The sequence below is a fragment of the Alcanivorax sp. HI0083 genome, from assembly GCF_001635175.1.
Map to the genome: position 1 here is coordinate 1 of NZ_LWFX01000638.1, position 284 is coordinate 284.

At 55.3% G+C, this 284-nt stretch carries 1 protein-coding gene; it reads right to left on the bottom strand.

Features of this window, described 5'->3' with window-relative positions; translation table 11 throughout:
• On the bottom strand, positions 1–191 hold a 191-nt coding region (locus A3754_RS06335), incomplete at its 3' end, for a putative oxygenase MesX (RefSeq protein WP_156496856.1).
• Positions 192–284 lie beyond the last annotated feature (93 nt).

The following is a 284-nucleotide window of genomic DNA, read 5'->3' on the forward strand; positions in this document are numbered from 1 at the left end:
TTGGGGTTGTCCCAGTGAGCCAGCGCATTAAACCGGTTATTGATCATGGTCAGAGTGTCGCGCAGGTTTTCCTTGCGCCGTTCTCCCCGCGCCAGGTTGGCAAAGTTGGTGGTAATGCGCGTGTTGTCGGCTGGACGGTAATCCTCATCGAAACAAATGCGCTTGATGCTGAAAGTGAATTCGTTGCTCATGGTGCCAGGGCGTCCGCGTCAAAATGGGTCGTGGCCTGCGTCGCGCTGGGTAACTAACGCGACGAAGCGTGATATGCGGCCATTATGCTCAAT